Origin of the sequence: Paenibacillus sp. ClWae2A, from assembly GCF_032452295.1 — a bacterium.
Taxonomy (GTDB): Bacteria; Bacillota; Bacilli; order Paenibacillales; family Paenibacillaceae; genus Paenibacillus.
Window position 1 is genome coordinate 600,251 of record NZ_JAULSQ010000001.1, and the last position, 26,338, is coordinate 626,588.

The 26,338-nt window shown below is 43.5% G+C and carries 24 protein-coding genes; 17 read left to right on the forward strand and 7 right to left on the reverse strand.

What is annotated here, in order from left to right; translation table 11 throughout:
- Nucleotides 1–93 precede the first annotated feature (93 nt).
- The 4 genes from QVE09_RS02440 to QVE09_RS02455 all read left to right on the forward strand — a co-directional run bounded on the left by QVE09_RS02440 (nucleotide 94) and on the right by QVE09_RS02455 (nucleotide 3,647).
- Nucleotides 94–1,074 (forward strand): alpha/beta hydrolase, encoded by a 981-nt coding sequence (locus QVE09_RS02440; RefSeq protein WP_315935515.1) that lies wholly within the window; start codon nucleotides 94–96, stop codon nucleotides 1,072–1,074.
- 142 nt (nucleotides 1,075–1,216) lie between these two features.
- A complete protein-coding gene (locus QVE09_RS02445; RefSeq protein ID WP_315935516.1) occupies nucleotides 1,217–1,981 on the forward strand; it encodes a MerR family transcriptional regulator in 765 nt (254 codons plus the stop codon).
- 12 nt (nucleotides 1,982–1,993) lie between these two features.
- Nucleotides 1,994–2,638, forward strand: a complete 645-nt coding sequence (locus tag QVE09_RS02450) for a GNAT family N-acetyltransferase (protein ID WP_315935517.1) — start codon at nucleotides 1,994–1,996, stop codon at nucleotides 2,636–2,638.
- Nucleotides 2,631–3,647 (forward strand): alpha/beta hydrolase family protein, encoded by a 1,017-nt coding sequence (locus QVE09_RS02455; RefSeq protein ID WP_315935518.1) that lies wholly within the window; start codon nucleotides 2,631–2,633, stop codon nucleotides 3,645–3,647. The genes QVE09_RS02450 and QVE09_RS02455 overlap by 8 nt, the downstream gene beginning before the upstream one ends.
- Nucleotides 3,648–3,758: 111 nt before the next feature.
- On the opposite strand, the gene QVE09_RS02460 is transcribed toward QVE09_RS02455, so the two are convergent.
- The gene (locus QVE09_RS02460) at nucleotides 3,759–5,111 is read right to left on the reverse strand and encodes an MATE family efflux transporter (RefSeq protein ID WP_315935519.1); all 1,353 of its coding nucleotides are present in this window, start codon (nucleotides 5,109–5,111) and stop codon (nucleotides 3,759–3,761) included.
- A gap of 136 nt (nucleotides 5,112–5,247) precedes the next feature.
- Between QVE09_RS02460 and QVE09_RS02465 the strand changes: the two genes are divergently transcribed.
- A complete protein-coding gene (locus tag QVE09_RS02465) occupies nucleotides 5,248–5,928 on the forward strand; it encodes a TetR/AcrR family transcriptional regulator C-terminal domain-containing protein (RefSeq protein ID WP_315935520.1) in 681 nt (226 codons plus the stop codon).
- 198 nt (nucleotides 5,929–6,126) lie between these two features.
- On the opposite strand, the gene QVE09_RS02470 is transcribed toward QVE09_RS02465, so the two are convergent.
- On the reverse strand, nucleotides 6,127–6,528 hold the full coding sequence (locus tag QVE09_RS02470) for a VOC family protein (protein ID WP_289389175.1): 402 nt from the start codon (nucleotides 6,526–6,528) through the stop codon (nucleotides 6,127–6,129).
- Nucleotides 6,529–6,690: 162 nt separating this feature from the next.
- Between QVE09_RS02470 and QVE09_RS02475 the strand changes: the two genes are divergently transcribed.
- Entirely contained in the window at nucleotides 6,691–7,443 is a 753-nt protein-coding gene (locus QVE09_RS02475) for an SAM-dependent methyltransferase (protein ID WP_315935521.1), read from the forward strand.
- A gap of 90 nt (nucleotides 7,444–7,533) precedes the next feature.
- Here the strand turns inward: QVE09_RS02475 and QVE09_RS02480 are convergent, their stop codons facing one another.
- Complete coding sequence (locus QVE09_RS02480; protein ID WP_315935522.1) at nucleotides 7,534–8,193, reverse strand: helix-turn-helix transcriptional regulator; 660 nt, start codon at nucleotides 8,191–8,193, stop codon at nucleotides 7,534–7,536.
- Between the two features lie 165 nt (nucleotides 8,194–8,358).
- On the opposite strand from QVE09_RS02480, the gene QVE09_RS02485 reads away from it, so the two are divergent.
- The 7 genes from QVE09_RS02485 (at nucleotide 8,359) to QVE09_RS02510 (ending at nucleotide 14,962) form a co-directional block, all read left to right on the forward strand.
- Nucleotides 8,359–9,717: an MFS transporter gene (locus QVE09_RS02485; protein WP_315935523.1), complete on the forward strand. Its 1,359-nt coding sequence runs from the start codon at nucleotides 8,359–8,361 to the stop codon at nucleotides 9,715–9,717.
- A 12-nt stretch (nucleotides 9,718–9,729) separates the two neighbouring features.
- Complete coding sequence (locus tag QVE09_RS31480) at nucleotides 9,730–10,065, forward strand: winged helix-turn-helix transcriptional regulator (RefSeq protein ID WP_397386991.1); 336 nt, start codon at nucleotides 9,730–9,732, stop codon at nucleotides 10,063–10,065.
- A gap of 2 nt (nucleotides 10,066–10,067) precedes the next feature.
- Nucleotides 10,068–10,427 carry a HesB/IscA family protein gene (locus QVE09_RS02490; protein ID WP_315935524.1) on the forward strand — a complete coding sequence of 120 codons (360 nt, stop codon included), beginning with the start codon at nucleotides 10,068–10,070 and terminating at the stop codon, nucleotides 10,425–10,427.
- Nucleotides 10,428–10,450: 23 nt separating this feature from the next.
- Nucleotides 10,451–10,738 carry a HesB/YadR/YfhF family protein gene (locus QVE09_RS02495; RefSeq protein WP_315935525.1) on the forward strand — a complete coding sequence of 96 codons (288 nt, stop codon included), beginning with the start codon at nucleotides 10,451–10,453 and terminating at the stop codon, nucleotides 10,736–10,738.
- Between the two features lie 196 nt (nucleotides 10,739–10,934).
- Nucleotides 10,935–12,299: an MFS transporter gene (locus QVE09_RS02500; RefSeq protein WP_315936076.1), complete on the forward strand. Its 1,365-nt coding sequence runs from the start codon at nucleotides 10,935–10,937 to the stop codon at nucleotides 12,297–12,299.
- A gap of 70 nt (nucleotides 12,300–12,369) precedes the next feature.
- The gene (locus QVE09_RS02505) at nucleotides 12,370–13,593 is read left to right on the forward strand and encodes a macrolide family glycosyltransferase (RefSeq protein ID WP_315935526.1); all 1,224 of its coding nucleotides are present in this window, start codon (nucleotides 12,370–12,372) and stop codon (nucleotides 13,591–13,593) included.
- A gap of 139 nt (nucleotides 13,594–13,732) precedes the next feature.
- Nucleotides 13,733–14,962 (forward strand): multidrug effflux MFS transporter, encoded by a 1,230-nt coding sequence (locus tag QVE09_RS02510; protein ID WP_315935527.1) that lies wholly within the window; start codon nucleotides 13,733–13,735, stop codon nucleotides 14,960–14,962.
- Nucleotides 14,963–15,125: 163 nt separating this feature from the next.
- Here QVE09_RS02510 and QVE09_RS02515 read toward each other — a convergent pair whose 3' ends face one another.
- Complete coding sequence (locus tag QVE09_RS02515; protein ID WP_315935528.1) at nucleotides 15,126–16,100, reverse strand: helix-turn-helix transcriptional regulator; 975 nt, start codon at nucleotides 16,098–16,100, stop codon at nucleotides 15,126–15,128.
- Between the two features lie 105 nt (nucleotides 16,101–16,205).
- Between QVE09_RS02515 and QVE09_RS02520 the strand changes: the two genes are divergently transcribed.
- Nucleotides 16,206–16,685: a GyrI-like domain-containing protein gene (locus QVE09_RS02520; RefSeq protein WP_315935529.1), complete on the forward strand. Its 480-nt coding sequence runs from the start codon at nucleotides 16,206–16,208 to the stop codon at nucleotides 16,683–16,685.
- Nucleotides 16,686–16,777: 92 nt separating this feature from the next.
- Here QVE09_RS02520 and QVE09_RS02525 read toward each other — a convergent pair whose 3' ends face one another.
- Genes QVE09_RS02525 through QVE09_RS02535 form a run of 3 tightly spaced genes read right to left on the reverse strand, consistent with a single transcriptional unit; the run spans nucleotide 16,778 to nucleotide 20,440 of the window.
- Nucleotides 16,778–17,899, reverse strand: coding sequence for a Ger(x)C family spore germination protein (locus QVE09_RS02525; RefSeq protein ID WP_315935530.1), 1,122 nt, complete (start codon nucleotides 17,897–17,899; stop codon nucleotides 16,778–16,780).
- Nucleotides 17,896–18,984: a GerAB/ArcD/ProY family transporter gene (locus QVE09_RS02530; RefSeq protein WP_315935531.1), complete on the reverse strand. Its 1,089-nt coding sequence runs from the start codon at nucleotides 18,982–18,984 to the stop codon at nucleotides 17,896–17,898. Before QVE09_RS02530 ends, QVE09_RS02525 begins: the two co-directional genes overlap by 4 nt.
- Nucleotides 18,977–20,440 (reverse strand): spore germination protein, encoded by a 1,464-nt coding sequence (locus QVE09_RS02535; protein WP_315935532.1) that lies wholly within the window; start codon nucleotides 20,438–20,440, stop codon nucleotides 18,977–18,979. The genes QVE09_RS02530 and QVE09_RS02535 overlap by 8 nt, the downstream gene beginning before the upstream one ends.
- Nucleotides 20,441–20,672: 232 nt before the next feature.
- Here QVE09_RS02535 and QVE09_RS02540 point away from each other — a divergent pair, with 232 nt between their 5' ends.
- The 3 genes from QVE09_RS02540 to QVE09_RS02550 all read left to right on the forward strand — a co-directional run bounded on the left by QVE09_RS02540 (nucleotide 20,673) and on the right by QVE09_RS02550 (nucleotide 26,146).
- On the forward strand, nucleotides 20,673–22,970 hold the full coding sequence (locus QVE09_RS02540; protein ID WP_315935533.1) for a copper amine oxidase N-terminal domain-containing protein: 2,298 nt from the start codon (nucleotides 20,673–20,675) through the stop codon (nucleotides 22,968–22,970).
- Nucleotides 22,971–23,084: 114 nt separating this feature from the next.
- On the forward strand, nucleotides 23,085–25,370 hold the full coding sequence (locus tag QVE09_RS02545; RefSeq protein ID WP_315935534.1) for a preprotein translocase subunit SecA: 2,286 nt from the start codon (nucleotides 23,085–23,087) through the stop codon (nucleotides 25,368–25,370).
- A gap of 20 nt (nucleotides 25,371–25,390) precedes the next feature.
- On the forward strand, nucleotides 25,391–26,146 hold the full coding sequence (locus QVE09_RS02550) for a class I SAM-dependent methyltransferase (protein WP_315935535.1): 756 nt from the start codon (nucleotides 25,391–25,393) through the stop codon (nucleotides 26,144–26,146).
- The last annotated feature ends 192 nt before the right edge of the window (nucleotides 26,147–26,338 follow it).

Here is a 26,338-nt window from a genome sequence, read left to right on the forward strand (position 1 = left end):
CCGTTCATATTCCCGTCACGAAGGGTACATCTTAGCTGGTTACACTATACCTATGTCGCAAGAGCGGCTCAACAGATATAAAGACAGGAGAAGATGGATGTGGCAAAAACAGTAGAAACAACAACTGGGACTAAGGGCCGTAAAAAACGGAATTTATGGTTGAAAATAATTGGTGGTATTGTCGGCGCGCTGGTGCTATTTATGGGCATCACGTTTGTCGTTCATACAATCAGTAATGGGATCGAGAAAAAGAAAATTGAATCGTATGGTCAATATGTTAATGTTGATGGAAAAAATATGAATGTGTCCATTCAAGGCAGCGGTGAACAAACCATTGTGCTACTACCTGGACAAGGAACAACGTCGCCAGTTCTAGATTTCAAATTATTAATCGATGAATTAACCTCTGATTACAAAGTTGTGGCAATCGAACCTTTAGGTTATGGATTAAGCGACGAAACCGAGACGGAGAGAACAACGGAGAATATCGTCAGTGAAATTCATGAAGCTGTACAGCAGCTCGGTATTAATCGTTACATTCTGATGGGGCATTCCATCACGGGACTATACGCAGCGACTTATGTGAACACGTATCCGGATGAAGTTTCTGCTTTTGTCGGGATCGATAGCAGTGTTCCGAATCAACCTGGCATGGATGTTAAATTACCTTTGAACTTAATGAAATTCCTTCAAAAATCAGGTCTGATGAGAGTGCTCAATAAAGTGAGCGGTGATTCATATGCATCACTTGCCTATGATGAACATACCAAAGAACAGATGAAGTTAATTTCGAATCAAGTCTCGACGAATCCTACATTAGTAGATGAGCTTAAACACCTGGGTTCCAATTTCAAAAATGGAGAAAAACTCACTTATCCTCGTGATCTGCCGATGCTTCTCTTCGTACAATCGAATAACGAGCATAATCCACAGTGGATTCCGCTGCATGAAGAACAAGTGAAACAATCGGATCAGGGCAAAATGATCCCAATGGAAGGTTCGCATTACCTGCATCATACGAAATACAAAGAAATCGCCGAGGAATTCAAATCTTACATGAAACAAATTCAATAGTATAAGTGATCATTGAACTGCGGTGCCAAAATGGGTGCCGTGGTTTTTTTGTTATCAGGAGAGGTTAAAATAAAGACTTGACCTTAGGTCTGACCTAAGGTTTATGCTTGTAATATGAAAAACAGCAAAGGTGGTGAATTGGTTGAGTGATGAAATTACGATTAGCGAGCTGGCAAAGCTGATGAAAGTCTCTGTACATCAAATTCGATACTTCGAAGAAAAAGGGGTGTTAAACCCTGCTTTTATAGCAGAAAACCAATACAGGATGTATGGGGTTGATGAAATTTATCGTTTATCTCATATTTTGTTACTTCGCAAAATGGGACTGTCTGTTCAAATGATCAAGGAATGTTTGAGTAATCTGACATGCGATCAAATCACATCATTATTTCATCAAGCGTTGGTAGACACGGAAGCAGCTATCAATCAGCTTCAGCAAACAAAACAACTTATCAGCAAGTTGTTGCATGAGAAAGAGCATATTCCGCCTGAGGATCAAGTGACTTATTATATTGTTACTCGTGAGGAGATTCACTTATCACTGTGGTTCCATATGGAAGCGCAAGGGTACTTGCAAGCAAGGCAACTGACCCAACATAAGGGAAACATTCCCAATTTATTTGAAACCGACATCCATTATGCGTACGACGAGACGGACACCGTAGGAATTTATACACAAAAGGAGGGAGCGAACGATTTAGTTTTGCCTAGAGGAAAATACCTTTCTCGTCATGTATATGTACAAATTGAAGCTGAACTCAAAGAACATATCAACGAATTCTATGCTTACGCAGAAGATCAGGGCTATCCCTATCACGGTCCACTTATAATGGTAGAGAAATCTTATTTATCTTTATTCACACCAGAAAAGCTTCATTACGAGCTATTGTTACAAATGATTGATTAGGGGAGGCACACAGTGACAACTTCCATTCAGATAGAACCCGTTTGTCCCCAGTTTCATCAAGCTGTTGCTGAACTCATGGCTTATGGTTTTGGACACAAATTTCAAAAGATCACTTCATTGTCCATAACTGATCTGGCTTACGTATTTGAACAGTTGCTCAATCATCCGCCCATGGAACTTAGTACTCTTCGAGTCATTGCCCGTGAAAATGAGGAGATTGTTGGCACTATGTGCTTGAAATGGAAGGAAGCAAGGAACAGAGTAGCAATAAAAACAGTTCATGCCAACTCCCATTGGTGGAGTAAGTGCAATAGGATTGGTAACTGGAAACTGCTTCAGTTAATCACCAGTCTACATCTACTGAAGCATACTCCTAAATTAGGCGAATGTTATGTGGAAGATCTGGTTGTACATCCACAACACCAAGGCAAGGGAATTGGTACACAGTTGCTTCAATGGGCACAGAAATATATGTTGCAATCCAAATCAATGTCATTTCTTAGCTTGCATGTGGCAAGTCAGAATCATCAAGCAATCCGGTTATATGAGCGCTATCAATTTCGCAAGCAGTATAGTACAAACAGCTTTCTGACCGGCCTGCTAATAGGCGAAAACCAATGGCATTTCATGATTTACAAAGGAGATTCTTATGTTTAAATGGAGAAAAAGATACATCACAATTATTATGGCAATCTTATTGATGGTTGGTGCAGGACTGTACATAGTCACTCAAAGTGAATTTGACATGGTGGAACAATCCGTTGAAATTCAATCACCCCAGGGCAAGTTAACAGGTACGCTGACTGTACCGAGAAACCATTCAGGCAAGCTGGGTTTAGTACTGTTTATTCACGGTGACGGTCCGATAGACTCTACTCATGGTGAAGGATACAAACCGTTGTGGGAGCGACTGGCATCGATCGGGTATGCGTCCTTGTCGCTAGATAAACGTGGAATCGGGGGATCAGAGGGAAACTGGCTAGATCAAAGCATGGATGATCGTGTTGTGGAGGCACAGCAAGCTATTGCATGGGCGAAAGAACAATCCATCATTGATGATTCCAAAATAGGCGTATGGGGTGCCAGCCAAGCAGGCTGGGTGATTCCTAAGCTTGCTGGCAAAGAACATCTCGCCTTCAGTATCTTGGTATCACCAGCGATAAACTGGTTGGAACAGGGGGAATACAACACACGCAGCCAAATGGCGAAGGATGGTCATTCCCCCGAGGAGATTCAAAATCAGGTCGATTATGAAAACCAGATCAAAGAGATTTTAAAAAAACATGGCACATATGAAGAGTATACCAAGATTGCTAAAGAGGATGATCTGATCTCCAAAGAACGCTGGAACTTCATAAGGAAAAATTTTGCTTCAGACGCCACGGCGGACTTGCATTATTTCAAGACCCCTGTATTACTTCTGCTTGGAGAAGATGATGTGAATGTGGACATTGTTGATACAGAACAAGCATACCGTAAAGGAATTCAGCCATCTTCCTTGCTTCATGTGAAAATCTTCTCTAATACAGAACATTCGATGTTACCAACCTCTATTGCAGGCTCGGAATGGAAACAAACATTACGATTTTTGTTTGCTCCGAGAAGTATTACAGTGGATGGGTATATAGATGAAATAGAACATATGTTGACCACTTCTTCCTTATAACAGACGGTTTACGATCTTTTCGTATCACCAGATAGATAATTGTCATTTCGAAATGAAAAGAGCAGGGTCAGGGAGCGCCCTTATCCTGCCTTTTTGCGTGTTATACGTTAACTACTGTGCCAAATGTTCCAGATCCGGCTGCAATTTGGTCCGCAAAACATATAACATGACGGCTCCTACAAGAAACGCGACGGCATCCGCAATAACGAGAGACCAGATCACTCCATGAAAGCCGTTCATTTGATTAGCGATATACAATACAGGAATTAGTGTAATTCCTTGAATGATGGACATCACAAACGCGGCGGTTCCTTGGGCTGTTGCTTGGAAGATCCCCATAAACAAAGAAGTCATTCCTGTAATAAACAAGGATAAAAAGGTCACATGGAGAATGTAGCTACCCATTTCAATTAATTGCGGGTCATTCGTAAACAAACCAATTAAGTGATCGGAAATCAGATAGACGACAACCCCAAACAGGACGGCTAAGCCCAAAATAGCTTTGATCGTGAATCCAATGGTTTGTTTCATGCGTAATTTGTTCGCTGTGAATGAGAAGGCAATCAACGGCACAACTCCCTCGCACAAACCCATCAGAATAAACTCAGGAAATTGCAATAAACGTGATGAGATTCCATACCCCGCAACGGCCTGATCTCCATATTCAACAAGAAAAAGGTTAAGAATAAGCGACATTGCACCCAAGAAGACACTCATAACAAAGACGGGAACACCGATTTTGAACACATTGCTCAGGATGTCCTTCGTCACTTTGAACCATTTCAGGGAGACGGTTAAGAACTGACTCTTATAACTCATATGGTAAGCGTAAAATGCACTTGCAACCAAGTTGGAGATGACGGTAGCAGATGCAACGCCAATCACGCCCCAATGGAAGACAAAAATGAATAGCGCATCGAGGATAATATTTATAACAACACTGAGAATCATACCGGTCATAGAAGTCATTGCTGAACCTTCTGAGCGCACGATATTCTCCAGGGTGAAGAATAAGATGACGAAGGGTGAACCCATTAGCATAATCGTGACATACTCTTTCGTAAATCCGAAGGACTCTGGCGTTGCCCCCAGCCCATGAACGATTGGTTCAATCAGCGGGAGGCCAACGGCCATCACAATAAGTCCGAGAACTAAACTACTGTAAAAGGCAAATGAAGATACATGCTTCAGATCATCTACTTTTTTCTCTCCCAGCAAACGGGAGATGAATGTACCGCTGCCTATACCAATTAAGTTGCCAAGCGCCATAATGACCGCGAATAACGGCAACGTTAGTGCGAGCGCGGTTAACATTGCTGTATTCCCCAGTGTACCAAGGAAATAGGCATTCAAAATGGAATAGATGACACTCATTGACGTGCCTAGCATCATGGGGACAGCAAAGTGAGCTACGGCTTTGGCGATTGGTGCTTTTTCAAAGTAATGGAGGTTTTCTGCATCCATGTGGGTCACTACTTTCTTCGTTAATATTGATCTAATCTAACACCGTTAGATTGAACCTTACAGTGTTAGATGTTATCATGAACTTATGGACCTGTAAAGCATAAACTTACACTGTTAGATAAAAGGGCGGATACCGATGAAAAAACAACAGCCTCAGATTTCGGAAGATAAGATTTTGGATACCTCATGGGAGCTTTTGGAGGAAGAGGGCATTGAAAAATTCAGTATGAGACGATTGGCAGACAAGCTGGGGATTCAGGCTCCGTCTCTATACTGGTACTTTAAGAGCAAGCAGACACTCTATCAGCGTTTAGCCAGTCAGATATCGAAAATTATTCTGGATGAGTTTCACGCTGAAGGGAACTGGAAGGAACAGATGGAGGGACTTGCGGTGACAGTACGGAATGTGCTCAGTCGATATCCGTGCTCTACACAGCTCATGATGATGACGCTACCCCATGAGCCGGATATGATCCGGTTCACCAACCGCATGTTGCTCTGCATGGAATCAACGCCACTAGAGCAAGAGCAGAAATTACAGGCCGTTCTTACACTTGTAAACTATGTATTCTATTTCGTTCTGGACGATTATCAGCATCAACGCAATATCTCTGCTGTTCTTAAGGATCAGGAAGCACTTCAGGGTGATGAGATGATCCAACTTCTGGACTCTATGAGTGAGAATGAAGCTGGACTCTTCAGTAGGATGTATAAGAGCGGTATGTTTGAGGTGATGGGAACCGACGGAGCTTTTGAGTTCGGCTTGAAACTGATTTTGTCAGGGATAGAGCAAGTGGTAAAGGAACATGAGAAGTAGACGTATGAAGAAATGGAGAAAAAAACGAGGATTACCGGGTGATGAATGATTATGTAAAATAACAAAGAGTGATAAAAACAACTAGCCACTATTTTAGACAGATTGTTTTTATCATTCTTTGTTGTTGGAGGATCAGGAAAATGATTTTATCGGAAGCTTCAGCGCGAGTGACCTTAAACAAGGACCGACGTTTTCATATTAGTTCTTAGGCATTTTGCTCTCATCCATATACAGCAGATTCCAGCGGTGACCGTCCAGGTCGGCAAATCCTGCACCGTACATCCAGCCGTCGATTTCACCCGGCTTGCCAAAGATGGTTCCTCCAGCTAACTCCACTTTTTCAATAAAAGCATCAACTTCTTCTCTGCTGTCAGCACCAATGGAAAATATCACTTCTGCGCTATGGGAAGTATCTGCCGTTTTGGCACCTGTAAATTTCTCAAACGTTGCATCCGGAAACAGCAGAATTGTTGTTGAGCCTATGACAAGCTGGGCTCTTTCGTTGCCAACATTCTCCCCATGGAATCCAATCTCATTGAAAAAGGTAGTGGATTTCACAACATCTTTCACCGGCAGGTTCATCCAGATTTTTTGTGACATGGCTGTAGCCTCCTAGAGTATATTTTCAACACTCTTACTATACTCTACCTAAATTCAAAATTACATAATCAGGTACGTACCAATAATGAGATGTTTAGAAATAACTGGTATAATGAAGGATAGATTAGAGAAATCTGCATTGTAGTGAAGGGATGATTCATATTGATAGATCACGATAATCTTGAAGAGTATCTAGACCCGATTAATTATGATCTTGAGTTTGGCGGCGAGACGAATAAATACAATTTTTATCTTGAATTGGCTAGATTGAATCCAGGCGAGGTTTTGGAACTTGCATGTGGAACAGGGTTGACTACACTTCATTTATCAAAATCGGGGATACATATAACAGGTGTTGATATTTCTACATCAATGCTTGAATATGCGCGGGTTAAAGCTCAAGGTTTGCCTGTTGAATTCATTGAAGCTGATGCCCGTACATTCGATTCCGAAAAGCGCTTTTCCATGATTTATTTGACAGGAAATGCATTTCAGGCATTTTTGAGCGATGAAGATCAACGGGCCTTACTTGAAACCGTCAACAAACACTTAGAACCTAATGGATTGTTTGTTTTTGAAACCCGAAACCCCTTGGGGACCGATTTATCCAACGAAGAGGAGAGCACTTGGGGAGAATTTATCGATAAGGATGGAATTACAGTCAAGGTATCTGGTACACAGACGTATGATACAAGTAACCAGATCATGCACTGGGTCACGTTCCGTGATTGGGGAGGATCGAAAAAAACCATTTCTCGAATTGCATGTCGCTTTATTGATAATGATATGCTTCATTATTTATTAACGAGCAGCGGCTTTTGTATCGAAAATCAATATTCGGACTGGGATAAAACACCGTTCAATCCTTTATCTCCTTCGATCATTAGTGTTTGTCGAAAAAAACACGGAGCCTAAACGAACAATGCCGGCATATTCATCCGAATCGTTCTAATCAGTTCAAAATCCAAACCAAAAGAGCAATCTCCAATGAGGTTGCTCTTTTGGTCATGGCTTATTTTGCCTAACGCTGTACACGCAATTTCTTCCTCCGGCTAGAATGTATTCTCCCCGTTCAATATGAACATTATCACCAAGAACCGTTTTGAATAAATGTAACTCATTCTTGCATAAACCGGTACATACCGCCGCCGCTTCACAGATAGGACAATGCTTCTCAATGAATAGAAGACTGCCGTCATCCTGCTCCTTAACCTCGGCCATATAACCTTCATTCGTACGAATTTCGGCCAATTTCTCCAATTTCTCTCTGACTCCTGATGCATCGCCAAGATGCTGAAGATATTGTAATTGCATATTTTTATTTCGAACATCCAGCAGCTTGTCCAGCCCTTCAGTACCAAAAGCTTCTTTCATTGAATTGATGAGACTGACGGATAAATCCGAATATCCACTTGGAAAAAAACGATTAGCCGCGGGAGTTAATATCCATAGCTTGGTGGGTCGACCCATGGGACGGGCCTCTTCCACAGTGGTAACCAATCCTTCTCCTTTTAGCGCATTCAGATGTTGACGAATAGCCATTCCAGATAGCGAAAACTGAGTGGAGAGTGCGACAACATCCATTCCCCCGCGCTCTTTTAATAGATTAATAATTGCTCTCCGGGTACTGGTCGAGACATCCTTTTTAGTTTGATTTCCGCTCATGGTGCACCTCCTTGTGAAACAACTGAATCTTCATGACTAACTACATTTTAAACAAAAATGTTGACAAAGTCAAAGCCGAACTGTAGCTTATACATTATAAACAAAAATGTTTACTAAGTATCCGGATACGATGTATACATACAAATTTCTTGGAGGTCACATTTCATGTCGTCTAATCATCAAAGTATTTTCAGCCCGCGTTATTTTGCACTAACCATAGGGATTATTTTATCAGTGATGGCCGTTGGATTCGAAGGTCTATCCGTAACCACCATTGCTCCTTCGATTGCTGGAGACTTGAACGGCCTTAGCCTGTTCGGATGGATATTCAGTACATATCTGCTTGCGCAGATTATCGGAACGCTGGTCGTCGGTCGGATCATTGATAAAAGAGGACCTGCAGCACCGTTCACTTTTGCACTTCTGTTGTTTATCGTAGGGCTGATCGCTGCCGCAACCGCAGGCGACATGTATACCATGATAGGATCACGGGCTCTACAGGGTTTGGGTGCCGGAGCTATGATGACTTGTGTGTATACAGCTATATCGTTAAGTTACCCGGATGAGTTGCGTGCCAAAATTCTTGGAGCATTTGGTACTGCCTATGTTCTTCCGTCCATGCTCGGTCCATATGTAGCAGGAGTTATCGCAGATCAGTGGTCCTGGCGCTTTGTTTTCTGGGGGATCTTACCTGTGCTGGTGGTTTCAGCATTGCTTAGTTTACCTGCCTTCAGGAAATTAAAAGTGCAGAAGACGGGAGGGGATAGCGGATCTTCATCCACTTGGATGGCGTTACTCTTAACGTTGGGTACAGGGATTTTCCTGGTTGGTCTAAGTAGGCTTCCGAGCATTATGGGATTTGTTTTAGTCATTATTGGCTTCGTATTGATGTTGTTTCCGCTCCGTAAATTGCTACCGAAGGGAACACTTACGTTGCGAAGAGGTATGCCAGCAATTCTGGCAACACGTGGGTTGTTCTTCGCTGCCTATACCAGCACTCAGAATTTCTTGGTATTGGCACTTATCGACGTGAAAGGAATCACACCTTCTCAGGCCGGATTAATTGTAGCGAGTGCTGCATTAAGTTGGTGTATCATTGCGTATCTGCAAGGACGGTGGGATGCGGCAGATCAGGGCCGTGGACGTCATATGAGAATTTTTCTTGGGGTATTGTTACTTGCGATAGGGATTGCCATCGTATTTTGGGTACCTGTTGTGACCGTAACCATTGCAGTTATTGGTCAGATCATTGCAGGTGTCGGTATTGGATTGGCGCATCCGATTAGCGGTGTTGTCGCATTTTCCCAAACGGGGGAAGAAGGCGTGGGCCAAACCTCAGCAAACCTGCAATTTGCAGATTCCTTTACACCTGGTGTAGTGATCGGGATTGGTGGTTCCATTCTTGTCGTGTGTCAGGCTGGCGGAATGTCACTTCAATCCGGCTTAATTGTAGCCATGGGTTTCCATCTCTTGTTAATCGTCACGAGTATTATTGCCAGCACTCGGATCTCACCACGCGGATGAATAAGAAAGTGGGTGTACAGACCATTGTTCACTGAAGACCCGAATAAACTATTTACAGCTTATCGCATCATCGGAACGAAATGGACGATCCATATTTTATGTGCTCTGTCTCAAGGACCGAAGAGATTCGGTGAAATATTCGATAGCATTCCTTTCATTTCCGAAATGATCCTCTCCAGACGTTTAAAGGGTCTTCAACATGATCATTTGGTCAAAAGAACAATACTGACATGCCCTACACAAATTATTTATGAACTTACGCCAAAAGGAGCCGCTCTTGCTGCATTCATACCCTGTCTAATGGACTGGGATACCAGGTTTTCAAAATCATACCACCGGGAGGAATAAAGATGATCATTGAGGTCAGTGATATAGCATCGGACAGAATCGTCGAAATTTTATCAAGTGCGGATATCCAAAATGCCTTTCTTAGAGTAGGCGTTGATGAAGGGGGATGCAGTGGATTATCTTATACCCTTATCGTGGATGAGCAGCAGGCAGAAGAAGACATTGTGTTAAATAAAAAGCAATTTAAGATATTGGTTCACACGAACAGTATTCCATATATTGATGGTCTTGAGATTGACTATGAAGAGAGCGGAATGTTAGGCGGATTCACCATGAATAATCCAAATGCCAAAGTTTCGTGTGGATGCGGGGCCAGTTTCAGAATGGCCAACTATCGTGGCGAAGTGAAAAAATGTGACTGAACTGAAGGAAGGAGTGCAGAGCAATGATTTCATTTGTAATATCTGATCAAGCGATCGATTCATTTAAGAATGAATGGGAGTTGGAAGAGGACCAATATGTAAGAATTTACGCAAAATATGTTGGAGGAGGCTCCGATGCTTTTACCATTGGTATCAATGCGAGTGCTACACCGATCGATCCCGCATTGGTTCAATCCATTGGAGGATTTCATTTCTTTGTTGAAAAAACAGATGCCTGGATCCTGCAGGATGAACTTCTCCAAATTGACTGTAATGAACATGGCATATTTTCAAGCAAAATCTCCTATTGAACATGGGTACCCTATTCTAGGCCACGATCTCACTTTTTAAACATTTAACTTTACAAAGTGTAACACTTCATGTATATTCAGGGAGTTAAAAGGTTTAATTTACCATAATAACCATCTAATTACGGAGGTGTGGAAGACAAACAACAATCAGATTGGGATTTTTGATGCTCAGTACAGGGCGACTACAATTGGTATTATGCTGGTTCTGGCAACCGTAGCTTTCGAAGGACTGGCTATCACGACGATTGCCGCGAAAATGGCACAAAGTTTAGAGGGCATTCATTTATACGGTTGGATCTTCAGCGCATTTTTGTTATCTCAGCTTGTTGGAACCTTGGTTATGGGGCAACAGATTGACAAGCGCGGCGTTTTTACATCCATGCTGATATCTTTTAGTGTTTTTGTGTTAGGAACTGTGGTCTCCGCTGTCTCTTTCGATATGCATATGCTTATTGCCGGAAGAGCCCTTCAAGGTTTTGGAGCGGGGGCCCTGATCACATGCATTTATACCTGTGTGACGTTACATTATCCAGATACACTTCGTACTCAAATCCTGGCCGCATTCTCCATGGCTTTTGTCCTGCCTACCTTAATCGGACCTTATGCAGCAGGCCTTATTGCTTCCTACATCTCGTGGCGATATGTTTTCTGGATCGTTTTACCCTTGATTGGAATAGCGCTCAGTCTCACATTCCGTTCTTTCCGTAATTTGCAGCTTCAGCAAGATCTGACAGTTCCAGCGCGAGCAACCGACTCGAAGATTATGTATGCGATTCTGCTTGCCGTTGGAACAGGGCTGTTACTCACAGGACTTGGTATGATTACCGATTGGAAAGGCATAGTGCTCACTTTGGGGGGATTAGTCGTCATGATCCCACCAATGCGTAAATTGCTGCCTGTGGGCACTTTTTCGGTAAAAAAAGGATTACCTGCTACTTTGGTTTCCAGGGGGCTATATGTTGCTTGTTATTTTACAACGGAAAGTTTTGTGATCTTGGCACTAACCGAAGTGAAGGGGTTATCAGCTGATCTTGCTGGCCTCATTGTAGCAGCAGGTTCTCTGAGCTGGTCCGCCGCAGCGTGGTTGCAAGCCAAGCTTGATGCACGAGATCAAGGTCGTGCCCGAAAGGGCAGAGTCATGACGGGCATTGGGATTATGATCGTTGGAACTGTACTTGTGATCCTGGCTCTTATTTTGACGGACGGCGGGATTATACTCATCCTTCTCTCACAAATGATTACAGGGTTCGGGGTTGGATTGGCCAACCCTACAACGGCAGCCATTGCTTTACAACATGCCTTGCCCAGGAAAGAGGGAGAAATGTCCGCGAATCTGCAATTTGTGGATTCCTTCTATATGGGCGTAAGCATTGGAGTTGGTGGCGCATTGATTGCCTTGTCTGAAACTTTACAGTGGGGCATATCGACAGGTGTGTTGATCGTGTTAACACTGCAATTATTATGGGTCTTGTTAAGTTTCTTGGCATCACTACGAATTACCAAACTCGTTCATCAAGAACATCATCCAATCAGCCAGGTGAAAGACAACATATCTATGTAACGGATGACTACCGCGTCGCTAAATACATCACGAAGAACGGGGGGACTAATTGTATTGGGAGGTAGTTAAGATGGCACGTGTATTAGTAGTCATTACTCCAGCTGAAGGACATGTTAATCCGTCGTTAGGATTAGTTACTCAGTTGACAAACAATGGTGAGGAAGTCATCTATGTGTGCACGGAGGAGTACCGTTCCCGAATTGAACAAACCGGTGCCCAGATCATTACCTATCCGTTTCCACAAGATGCCTTCTCTCATGATCCGGTGTTGAAACCCCAGGAATACAGGCATTCTTATCAGTTCATTTATATGATGGTAAGCGGTATTATCCAGAGGATCATCCCCAATGTGCTGCAGGTGATAGAGGATCAAAATTTCGATTACATGATCTTTGATTCCCTGATGGGATGGGGAGGGACTATTCTTGCAGAAAAACTGGGAATTCCTGCGGTGTGCTCGATTGCGTCCTTTGCTTTTGTGGAGCCTCTGGGGTCTAATTCAGGTCTGAATGAGACGGAGACGAAGGAGCTATACGAGGCTACGATGAAGATCACAACGGAGTTAGCCGAAGAGTTTCAAGTGAGTATTCCAGCCATGGAAGAGATTCCGGCACATGCAGGTCAGTTAAAGCTCGTGTACACCAGCCGTTATTTTCAGCCGCAGGCAGAAAAGCTGGATGATCGTTTTATTTTCACGGGTCCTTCGATCATCACACGTCAAGATGCTCCGACCTTCTCGTTTGAGTTGCTTCGTGAACGGTACCCGCAAACCGTGTACATTGCTATGGGTACGATTTTAAATAAAAATTTGGATTTCTATCAGCTTTGCTTTGAAGCATTAGGGGACCTACCCGTGAATGTTGTTTTATCTTCAGGAAAGTACACGGACATGACGCCGCTGGCGGATCAAGTTCCTCCTAATTTTATCGTCAAGCCATACATTGCCCAGTTGGACATGTTGCAGCATACCGATGTTTTTATTACACATGCTGGAATGAACAGCACGAGTGAGGCGTTATATTACAACGTTCCGATGGTGATGATTCCATTAACATCGGATCAACCTCTTGTCGCCAATCGGGTACAGGAGTTGGGCGCGGGTATTACTTTAAATAAACATAATCTCAGTGCAACTAATTTGAGAGAGGCATTAACAGAAGTACTACACAATTCGCTTTATAGACGGCAGGCTTACCTCATTGGTGAATCTTTAAGGCAGTCTGGCGGTTACAAGCGAGCTGCCGAAATGATTATGAGTCATATGCGATCAGGCCGGGGAAGTTACACAATTTAATGGTTTTCCATTCAAAGCCGCTTAATAAGCGGCTTTTTTTTGGTTTTAATGGTCTCAAGCCTTGACCTACAGTTAACTCTATGTCTTATACTCCGATTAGGCTTGCAAATTATATGAGGAATTGGAGATTTTATTTATCATGGCGAAGAGCACGAATTGGAATGTTTTTGGACTCGCAGTACTACTAGGTTTATTTTCTACATTAGGTCCATTTACGATTGATATGTATTTACCGGCTTTTCCGGAGATTGCACAAAATATGAATACAACGGCATCCCTTGTACAATTTAGTCTTACTGCTTGTTTATTAGGACTCGGTGTAGGACAACTTGTTATGGGTCCTTTGAGTGATGCTTACGGTAGACGTAGACCATTGTTGATCTGTATGGTTGCCTATATTATTTGTTCCTTGGCATGTGCCTTTGCTCCGAATATCGGACTATTGATTTTGTTTCGTTTCACGCAAGGATTTGCGGCATCAGCTGGAATTGTCATTTCCCGTGCGATAGCTAGAGATCTATATAGTGGACATGAACTCACTAAATTTTTCTCTTTGCTGTTGCTTGTAGGGAATTTGGGGCCTTTGGCAGCACCGATCGCGGGAAGTGGAATTCTTTCCTTCACAACATGGATTGGCGTATTTATCTCTCTTTCATTCTTGGGGATTTTCTTATTAATCATGACAAAGTGGAGCCTAAAAGAAACACACCCCGTCGAAAGACGTATGGTTCCTGACTTCAAACAACAATTGGGTAATTACAGAATGCTTCTACGTGACCGCAAGTTTGTTGGTTACATGCTGGCACAGGGAATCATGACCGCAGGGGTCTTTGCTTATGTGGCGGGAACACCATTTATTTACCAAAATATATATGGAGTCACACCCACAGTTTTTGCTATACTGTTTGCTTCAAACGGCATCAGCTTGATCATCGGATCTCAAATCGTGGGTCGATTGGCCAAACGTATCCCTGAGCAGACGCTGCTATTATCGGGACTATGGCTTGCTATAATAGCAAGTGTGGCTGCTTTGGTGGTAACTCTGGCTCATGGTCCACTTTTCGCGTTGGTTATTCCATTGTTCTTCTTCGTATGCTCGATCGGCATTACGTCTACAGCGGCATTCCCACTTGCCATGGAGAGTCAAGCCAAGATGGCCGGAAGTGCAGCAGCACTGCTTGGAGTCGTTCCTTTTCTTCTGGGTGCACTGGTTGCTCCTCTGGTCGGTATCGCAGGTGAGGACACTGCGGTCCCGTTAGGACTCACTTTATTAATGACCAGTATCATTGCCATTGTTACTTATTTCCTACTCGTTAAAAAAATCTCGCAGCATGCACCTAATCATGCCCAGTCTAATGCTGACTTTTAGCATAGAAGGAACAGCTCGCCAAATATTGGCGTGAGACATGATTGAATATGATTCCATCCAAGTCGCTCAAATAGCGGCTTTTTTGGTTTTTCGTACTGAACGCTCAGCCTGAATTCCGGTAAGGCATTGTTAGAAACTGGAGAGACTAGGGAGGAGGGGCTGCTCACTCCTTCATTTGGTATAAGTTTAATCTCTCTTGTACAGCATTCAGGACTTCTTCCGGAATCTCCTTAACCTTGATATCTTCACCTAGAAAAAGCAACCAATTGGTGATTTCGGTTAATTCTTCTGAGTTATGAACATTCATAAATGCCTTTAGGAGGGCCGTAGTTTGGTACGGATTCGTGTAGGCAATTGAAAATTTTAAAGGATGGTATTTTTTGAATTGCGCAATCGCCTTTGGACCAAGTTCCAGGACAAGGTTGATAACTTCTTCCTGCTTATTTCGTTTTAGTTGCTCTACAATCTTTTTACGACTTAACCTTTTTTTCGTCGGGTATGCTTCTACATGGATGAGGTTGTCGACTGATACGATTCGTCTTTTTTCTTCGTCCAAGTCAAAACCTTCAATGATCCAATGGCCTTTTTGATGATGAAGGTGCAAAAGAACCATGGGATAGGACTTTGTTTTCTTCTCTTCTTGGACAGTAACTAACAAATAACGTTCTATAAGCAGAATTTGGATGAGTTTTTCCAAGGTAGGGTGGGGCAGGTCTGACAGATCAAGCAAGTCTGGATTATGGGGATTGGTTCCTTCAAAAAGCAATATTTGATTCAAATGCACAAGGTCATCTTGCTGATTTTCTGAGATAAGACCCAATAACTTTTCAGCCAAAGATTGACGACTCTTCAGATAAGGAAGTTGTTGATTTCTTGTCGCCATAAAGGCAATGAATAACGCTTTGATTTCATTATCGGTAAACCGGACCGTGGGTAGGAGGGAGTTGTTCATGACAAAATAACCGCCGTCCCGCCCAACTTCAGCGACAAGTGGCATTCCCATGGCTTCAATTTCTCTGATATCACGAATGGCTGTCGAACGAGAAATGTTAAATTCTCGCATGATTTCAGAGATGGTAAAGTGGGCACGGTTATTGATATACCGCGTGATGACATTAATGCGTTCAACTTTTTTCATTGGGCCCCCTAAACAGTATCATATTCTGACATGATTTAAGGTTATTATAAACCCATCAAGTGAAAACACAAATCAATTGAAAATTGAAAGAGGACGGTGTAAACCATGAGTAATTATCATTTCGAAGAAAAAGAAAGCTTTATCGTTTTAGGTATTGGCACAGAGCTTAAGAGCGACTACACAGACTATGCTGGCATCAGCAAGGAGAAGGCGGATTTTTGGTCCACTGTGAAAGAGGATGGAAGCTTGGATGCATTAAAGTCTCTGGCAACAAATGACTACATTTTTGCCGTAAACGAAGCAGTGAATAACAAGATGATGCATTATGCTGGGGTCATGACAGAAGAATCTCTGCCAGAAGCAACGAGAGTAATCCAATTTCCCAAGGGAGAATACCTGGTTGTGAAGGGCGAAGCAGAGACGGTTGATGCGCTCAGTAATATGCTTACTGGCATTGCCTTTGGTCAAGCCCTCCCCGTAGAAAAGGATTATGCCTATGTTGGCGGTCCGAATACAACGGTTGAAATGGGGGAGAAAAATGGTCTGGTATATGGTGAAATGTGGATTCCTGTTGTAAGGAACTAACGCTACTTGAAGTGCACCAATTAGAATGGACACTGGATAACCCCTGGTTTGTCCGATGAAATTCTAGGAGGTGCACTTTCACAAGTAGGCAATTAATTTAAAACACCGCTACCGATTACTTTTACCTTTATTTCCGGGTGAAAACGAACTTGCGCATACTGTTGATTCCAGTCTAAGCTTTTCCACAAGTCCGGGTGATGGGCTATTAAATGTCTGCCAATACCGAAGGAATCACACCCGCTCTGCTGAAGTGTCTTGATAATTAGTTCTGCGTCCTGAGTCATGTCATCGGATAACTCGCGGTTCAGACGTTCAATCGTTCCCTTTTCCTGAAGATGATTCATTGCATACTCAACAATCGTTACTGGAAGTTCGATATGGAGATTCACATCAATTTGGCTATCATGTGCAACCTTTACCGCGAGTTTACGTTTGATTTTTTTGGTATTCGCTTCGTAAGTGATATAGTTCCGTGGATTATTGGAAGGACCAGGATGAATCTTTTTGACAAATCGCGCTGTTTTATTCCATTTACCACTCATAATAACGTATAGGGGGGCCTGTTCGATATTAAGACTCCCACTGAACCTTTGCCCGTGAAACAGGGCGATTCCTCGCGCATCAATTTCCTCTCCATTCTTAAATAGATAAGGCAACGTAAAGTCCTGTCCCGGATCCAGCATGGGTGGGAGAAGGGTTTCCAGCGTCATTTCAGGAAAAATGCATAATTCCTCCAAACTCTTAATTTTTTTCGTAATAAACTCACCAATCAATATGCTACCCACTCTTTTTTGGTGTAACAAATCGCCGGCCTCTCCATCCACAATCGCAATTTTCACATGTGAGGTCGGGTAATCAGGTTCCCGATATAAGACATCCAAGTAGGGGTAGATATCATTTTGTGCGAGTTTGTTGCCATATAAGATCATTCCATATTTGAAGAACCGGATATCACCCGTCACTTTAGCGCGAATTCTATCCGTGCTTTGTCGGACGGATCTCCCGGTACCTGAGTGGACTTCATTTCCGTTGCTCCCTTGTTGACTCTCAGAATCATCGACAATTTCAAGCGTCTCTTTGATTTCACCTTCTGAGGTGATGTCGAACGCTGAAGCATTAGCCAGTCTTGCATCTTTTAAACTATCCTGATCCCAGCATCCCGTCATCACCATAAGCAGGATCAGCAGGACAAGGATTTTTCCTCGTTTACTCATATCATCTTCTCTTTTCGTTTCATTATATAAGATAGAACCAACAGTAGCAGAGGCAGGATCATGAGGAAAAAGTAAGCCGATCTGTTGGCTATCGTACTAATTAACTCCAGTTTCTCCCGCTGTTGTGGCAGATAGGCAATTACACAAGAAGCAAGAACGACATAAGGCACAGCTTTTTTATGGTGTTTTTGTTTGAAGAGATAACTTATACCATAAGATGCCGTATAGTAGTAACCGCAGATTGCCCCAAAAATTGAAATTAACCAGATAGGGAGGAACAGGAAATCGGCCCGATCCATTGTCCCAAGTGGGATCGAACGGAGCAAATAAATGACAGGTTCAGGCATTAAATCAACCTGCTGGGGACTGAAAGCCGTTGAACAAATGAACACGGTAAATGCATACAACAATACAACTACAGCACTTGCTGAAGCAACAGACTTGAGTTTACCACCGCTGCTACCTTCAACCATGGGAAACACAACGAGAAAAAACTCAAATCCGAACATGGCCATTAATGTTTCGGTTGATCCACTGATGATCTTGGGCCAGCCTGCTTCGGTTAAAGGCAAAAGATATAACAGATTGATCTCCTTGAGTCCATAACTGATCAATACCATCATGGGCAAGATCAAAAAGGAGATTAGTACAAGGACCCGGGCAATGATTCGTAATTTTTGCCGAACCAAATAGATACTGCTGAATAAAAAGAGGGCTAATATAGCCCATCGAGGCGTATCCTGCAGCATCCAGCGGTTAATCACACCGTAGGCATTCACCAGGACAGAAGTGCCCATTAATAGGAAATATCCAACGTAGGCAATGATCAGCAACTTGCCCATCCATTTACCCGTAATCAGCGTGACAATGTCATAAATGGACGAGTTCGGGAATCTTCGCATCAAAAGCCAGCACAACAGTATGACAAGTTGAATCAAGAACCCTCCAAGGAAAACAGAGATCCACCCACCCCCTTTTGACAAAAGATGTATCCGATAAGGGAGAGACAATATATCTACACCGATTTCAAATTTCATAATGAGCAAAAATAATTGTCCCTGAGTGATTGTTGTTTCCTTATTCACTTTTTTTCCAACTCCTAGAGAACTTCTGCTGATTCAGCCGCTGCGGGCGGGCATCATGAGGACGCCCGCGAAGCGCCCAGATGGGAAATCGAATCCATACATCCTTCATGTCAGCTAATCGGAAAGGGGCCACTGGAGCAAAATAAGGCGATCCGAAGTTTTCCATCTTACAGAGGTGAATGGTTAGAATCACCAGACCAAATGCGATGCCGATATATCCAAAAAGCGCCGCTCCAATCATCATTGGAAAGCGGAGAATACGGACTGCCGAACTCATCTCATGCGAAGGCACCAAAAACGACGAGATAGCAGTTAGTGATACCACAATAATCATTGTATAGGATACAAGCCCCGCACGAACGATAGCATCTCCAATAACCAAACCGCCAACGATGCCGATGGTCTGGCCCACTCGGCTGGGAAGTCGGACCCCAGCTTCTCTTAATACTTCAAAGATCAGTTCAAGCAACATTGCCTCTACAAGTGCAGGAAAGGGGATGTTCTGCAATGATTTCTTGATTGTGTGTGCCAGCTCGATCGGTAAAATGGCGGAGTGAAAAGAGATGGTTGCAATATAAACAGCAGGTAATGTAAAAGCAATGACAAAACTCATCATGCGAATTAACCGTAAAAAGGAGCTGACAATCCAGCGACCATGATAATCATCCGGACTTTGATAAAAAGCAAAAAACGTTACTGGAGCAATAAGCGCTGACGGACTTCCTTCGGAAAGTATGGCGACGCGTCCTTCCATCAAGTTGGCAATAACCCGGTCAGGTCTTTCTGTATTAAGCTGCTGAGGAAACAGAGAGAAGGGGTTATCCTCCACAAACTCTTCAATAAAGCCTGGTGCGAGCACCATATCTGAAGATATGGATGTGATTCGCTCTTTAACTTCGTTCACCAACTCCGGATTGGCTAGGTCCTGAAGATATACAACTGCAATTTTGGTATGTGTCTTCTCGCCTACGTTAAAATATTTAACCATTAAGGATGGGCTAATAATTTGTCTACGGATCAGATTCAAATTAACCGAAAGCTGCTCTACGAATCCATTATGCGGCCCTCGAATAACGCCTTCATTTTCCGGTTCGGTTGTGCTTCGGACATACATTTTCTCGGTAGAAAGAATGTAAAACTCCGGGTGCCCGTCGACTATGTAAAGACATTTCCCTCGAATAAGCGAATCTATTCCACGTTGCAGATCCGTATCTTTTCGACTTTCTAACGTGGTGAACGATGGGTAGATTTCCGAATGAGCTTGGCCATTCAGTGCTGTTAAGACATGTGTTTGAATGATCTCCTGATCTACAAGTGAATCGATATAGAGAAGCACACTCTGTACACCATTAAGTAGAAGCTGTTGTTGTTTCAAATCGTCAGTACAGTAGAGGGACTGTTCCACATAAGAAATATTCATTTTTAATTCAGAGAAAGCCTGATTGGTTGGGGTCATTGATCCACCTCTTTATAAAATGCGACATGGATTATCTTGTGCAAAATCAAGACTATTATTCAATAGGCGCTTCTTATTCAAAGAACTAATAACCAAACATTGAAAAAATAGTTGCACAAAAATCCATAATTTACAATTCAATTAGAAACTTTTTCCTAAATCTAGCGTCTAATATTATGACTTTTTGAGGGGTTATAAATTACTAGAGAATAGAAGGAGCCAAAGACAACGCATGAATATGAAGAAGAAATTATCCATTTTTACCGCTTTAGCCGTTTTTCAAGCATTTGCAGTCGGTTCTGTGAGTGCGCAATCAGCACCGCAAGGTGACACCGCGTCAGTAAACACAGCCAATGTAGAATCAGTTGAGGTTTTACAGCAAGAGCAGCCGATTGCAGAGCGTGAAGTGAAGATGGAGAGCAATAACAAATATACCAATACTCCGCCCACTGAAGCCAAGGACACTCAAACCTCGACCGGCACTGAAGCAACACCTAAAACAGATAGCGAGAAACCTGCATTGGATGGGGGAGAGACCCCTGCAAACGAAACGGGTACGAAACCTGTAGTTCAAGAGGAAACCCCTGAGAAGGTTGAAACGCCAACTACGCCTGCTCAAATAGAGCAACCATCCATTGATGGGACGTCTCCTGCAGCAGGTGGGAACCTGACGTTGTACATGAATAGCAACAAAATGGAGCAGGATGGAAAAACGTATCTTGCTGGCCAGCCAATGGCTGTAAAAAACGGTGTATCCTATGTTGCAATCCGTGCGCTGGTTGACCGTGTGGGATACGGCGTCAAATACGATAACAAAACCAAGGAAACCATCATTATTAGTGGTGAGGATGAACTCCGATTCAAAACTAACAGCAAGGACTATACGGTCAATGGAGAGACCAGAACGATGAAAGGCCCTGCGTATCAGCAAAAAAGTACATTCATGGTGCCGTTAACTTCCATTACTCAAGCTCTGAACATCACCTATAAAGTGAATCAGTCGGCCAAGACGGTTGTGTTGAATCTGAATACAAAACCTGTTGCAAGCTTTACCATTTCCCAAAAGGAAATCTTTGTGGGAGATCAAGTGGACTACGTGACTTCTAACAGTTCACCCAATGGAATGGATATCGTTGACGAACGCTGGACAGGTCGCCAGGATTCATTTGATCAAGCAGGTACATATACGATTTCATATCAAGTACAGGATTCCAACGGCCAATGGAGTGATCCCTATTCGGTTACCATTGAAGTACTAAGTCCTAATCTTCCTCCTGTAGCCATGTTCGCCACGGATAAAGAACAATATAAAATGGGCGAAAAAATAACATACACAGACCAAAGCACAGATGATGAAGATAATATTGATAAAGCGGTATGGGAGAATAATTCACTTGCGTTCTTTGAACCGGGTCCAAAAACGGTGACACTTACGGTTACTGATAATCACGGCGCTACGAACACGTACTCCAAAGTCATTACCATAACGAATGAGACCTTATATTCATTTACCGACTTCAATTTACTCTTCACGCCGGTAGGACAGAAATTTACCTTTAACGGCGGCGAAGTGACTACGATGGAGAAAGTGCCTTATACGTACATGGATGAGCCAAGTTTATTGATCCGTAGTAACAGTCCAGAAACTGTGAATACGGAAGGCATTGTATATAAAGAATCATCTTCGGGGCAGACCCGTTTCATGATTCACCACGTGAACAATACAGGCAAAAGAGTAAAAATGTATGTGATTGCAACTAATAACAACCCAAATCCGGCTGTATTCGAACAACAAAATATGGGCTTTGCAGGACCTACACCATATGCTACCGTAGCTGGGAAATTGTCTATTGATAAATGGTTCAAGTCGATTCAGACTGGAGCGGATCAAAAGAAAGAGTACCTTCAACCTGGGGAAAGCAAACTGATTTTGACTGAACTCAATAAAACGCCGATGAAAGAAGGACAAGTCATCTCCCTCTATTCGGACGCTTATAGTGATTATTCCTTAGACTATAACGTTATCCTGGTGGAAGAAAATAAAGATCCGTTCGAGGCTCTGCCATTGCTACCTGTGCTTGATCGTGACGGAGTGCACAACCGTGGTACGTACCCGAATGCGACTCGTATTATAAAGTACGATGAGCACGTGGGAATCAAACCTGCCCGTCTGCCACTTGGTGACAATTCAAGCGATCCCAATCTGGTAGGAACAGATCCGATGGCTTACACAGACGCATCCAATGCGGGTAATTTCGGCGTATTGTACAAAATCACGCTGACCAATGTTGCACCGCGTACGCTTATCTCCTTTAACCCTCGTGGAGGGAAGTACTCCGGAGTAGCTCTGGTGAACAATCAGTTGGTATCGATTGCCGAAGGTAACGTTGCGGTTGCCAATTCAAGTGAACAAAGCGTGCTTTACCGCACCGGTTCAACTGGAGAGAGCGTAACCATTCTTTTCTCTGCCGCGCCAGGAAGCAACCTGCCGGTGAATCTGCTCTTTACACCGCTCCCATCGGAGAAGTAATGTAGTTGTCTTATAACGAATGGTTTGGTGGCACTTTAATCATCGACAGAAAAGACTCCATATGGAGTCTTTTCTTTTCACAACTTATTTCTACTGAGGAGGAATCAAATTCCGATGAATGTAGTCGTCAAGTTGATACGTGAATTCAAAGAGCGGGATAACCGGCGTTTGTTGAAGGATTATCGAGACAGAGTGGAGCTTATCAGGAAACGAAACTTGGAAGTTTGGGATGATAAGCACCTGCAAGCGGAATCTCTTCGGCTGCAAGAAGAAGCAAGATCAGGCAAGCCTTTGGATGATCTGCTTGTTGATGCTTATGCTCTAGTCTGCGAGGCTGCGAAGAGGACACTCGGATTACTGCCTTATGATGTCCAGATTATGACTGCTATTGCTTTGCACGAGAGATTTTTGATTGAGCAACATACCGGTGAAGGAAAAACACTCTCTGCTGTTATGCCTGCTTATCTCAACGCTTTGACTGGCGAAGGCGTTCATGTACTCACATTTAACGACTACTTGGCAAATCGAGATGCGGAGTGGATGGGTCCGATCTACCGTTTCCTCGGGTTAACGGTAAGCTCGGTTCAAGCGGGCATGAGCCTGTTAGAGAAACGGGAAGCTTACGCCAAGGACATAACCTATGTTACGGCTAAAGAAGCAGGGTTTGATTATTTGCGCGACACAATTGCATTCAATGAAGCGGATACCGTACACCGTCCTTTCCATTACGTCATCGTCGACGAAGCAGATTCATTACTTCTTGATGAAGCACGAGTGCCGTTAGTCATTAGTGGCGATTCGAGTGCTTCCGAAAGTGATGGCGTTCTTTTCGCAGAAGTAGCCCGGCAGCTGCAGCCAGGAGAGCACTACGATTTTGACGAGTTCCAGCGGAACGTTTACTTGAATGAAGCGGGTGCTGCAAAAGCGGAGTTGCTGCTGGGATGCGGCAATCTGTACGATAGCCATAACAGTCATTGGTTAACGTCATTGAATTGTGCGCTGCATGTGGAATCGTTATTAAAAAAAGACGTCGATTACATCGTCCGGGACGGTGAAATCGAGCTAATCGAAGAACACACCGGCCGTGTGGCCGAGAACAGGTATTTGCCGGACGGGCTGCAAGCTGCGCTGGTGGCAAAAGAAGGGTTGCAGTGGAAGGCCGGTGGGAGAATTCTCGGCACGATCACGATTCAACATTTCATTAGCCTGTATTCGGGAATTTGCGGAATGACGGCTACGGCGCACGCTTCAGCAATGGAATTTGAGGATATCTATGCGTTACAGGTCGTGCAAATACCGCCAAACCAGCCAAACATACGGATCGACCACAAACATCGGATTTACACCCATAAAGAAGCCAAATATAAGGCACTCGTACAAGAAATCTCTTCCGTCCATAGGAGGGGACGCCCCATTCTTATTGGTACTTCAAGCGTCGAGGAGTCTGATATGCTGGCGGAGGCACTTGCCGCTGCTGGTGTACCTTGCCAGGTTCTGAATGCAAAAAACGATGCAAAAGAAGCCGAAATCATCGCTAAAGCGGGAGAAATCGGGGCCGTAACCGTATCTACGAATATGGCAGGGCGCGGCGTCGACATTCGTCTCGGCAGCGGCAATCCTGCTCAGGCAGAAATGGTTGCCAAGCTGGGTGGATTATACGTAATAGGTACACATGTGAACGAAAGTATGCGGATTGATAACCAGCTGCGCGGGCGTTCAGGCCGCCAAGGCGACCCGGGTGCTTCCGTATTTTATATAAGCCTGGAAGACGAGTTGATGCTTCGCTTTGGCATTCATAGACTGTTTCGCGCTCCCAATCAGGACGAGGTTCTTGATGATTCGGCGCTCCGCAGCAAAATCGAGCATATTCAGCGCGTTATTATAGGCCAAAACTTCGATATTCAGCGGGAATTGAACTGTTATTCGGATATGGTGGAGGATCAGAGGCGAATTCTATACGAGGAACGGCTCGGAATATTGAAAGGCGAGAGACCGATGAGCCCATCGGAGCAGCGGGTACGGCTTTTTTATATCGACGAGTTCTGGGCTGATCATCTGGCATACGTTTCTTACATTCGCGAAAGCATCCATCTCCAGAGCATTACCAGTCGCAACCCGATCGACGAGTTTCATACGCAAATCACCCAAGCATTCGAGCAAATTCCGGCTAAAATAGATCATGAGTCGGCGAATATGCTTAGAAAACTTGGAGGTTCGAATGATCCGGCGAAATGGGAACAGTTCGGTCTGAAGAGTCCTATTTCGACTCGAACCTATATGATCAACGATCAATACAGCCAAGATAAGCGCAGCTCATGGACCGGAACGACGGTATTTGCTTTTTGGGGTAGTAAGATTTTGAAGCTGTTACTGAGGCCAGTATATAGGATTTCAAAATAGGGATGGGAGCGTGACGATCGATGAACAATAGAGAACGATTTTCGAGCCGGGTCGATTCGTATTTGAAATACCGCCCGAGTTATCCAAAAGAGGCTATTGACCATTTGTACGACGTCGTCGGTTTACGTGTGAACAGTAATATAGCAGACATCGGTTCAGGTACTGGGATCATCTCAAAACTACTTCTGGAACGCGGAAGCTATGTAATCGCGGTCGAGCCAAATCAGGCAATGCGTGAAGCCGCCGAGCAAATGTTAGAAAGTAATCCGAAATTTCAGAGTACATCAGGTTCTGCAGAATCTACTGGATTACCTGATCAGTCGGTTGATTTTATTGTCTGCGCTCAGGCATTTCACTGGTTCGATCGCTCTGCAGCCCAAATCGAGTTTCGCAGAATTCTAAGGCCAGGTGGGAGAGTAATACTCATCTGGAATTCTCGTCTTACTAACGGTACTCCGTTTCGTGAAGAGTACAATCAACTGCTTCATACATACGGAACCGACTACGAAAAAGTTAATCATAAAAATATTTCTCAGGCGATATTGCTCTCTTTTTTCAATGAAGGTTCAATGCATGAAATGCGATTCAGAATGAGTCAGGAGTTCGATTTCGAAGGATTGAAAGGCCGGTTGTTATCCTCTTCTTACAGCCCTGTACCCGGGCATGCAAATTACGATCCTATGATGTCAGAACTGCGGAATTTATTTGATAAAAATAATCAAGATGGTACTGTTGCATTCGACTATGAAACTGAAATTTTTTGGGGAGAAGTATAAATACGGCATTTGAAAGTCGCTATCTTAGCGGCTTTTTTTTATTTTAGTGGAACAAGTTCTTGTCTCACTTGCCGGGATTAGCTGTTGGAACGAACCCAGGCACACTTCCTTAAAATCTTATAAGAAATTCTTGATATTTCAGAAATTTATCCGAAAGGCGGGTGCTATTATACAAATACAAACAAAGACGAG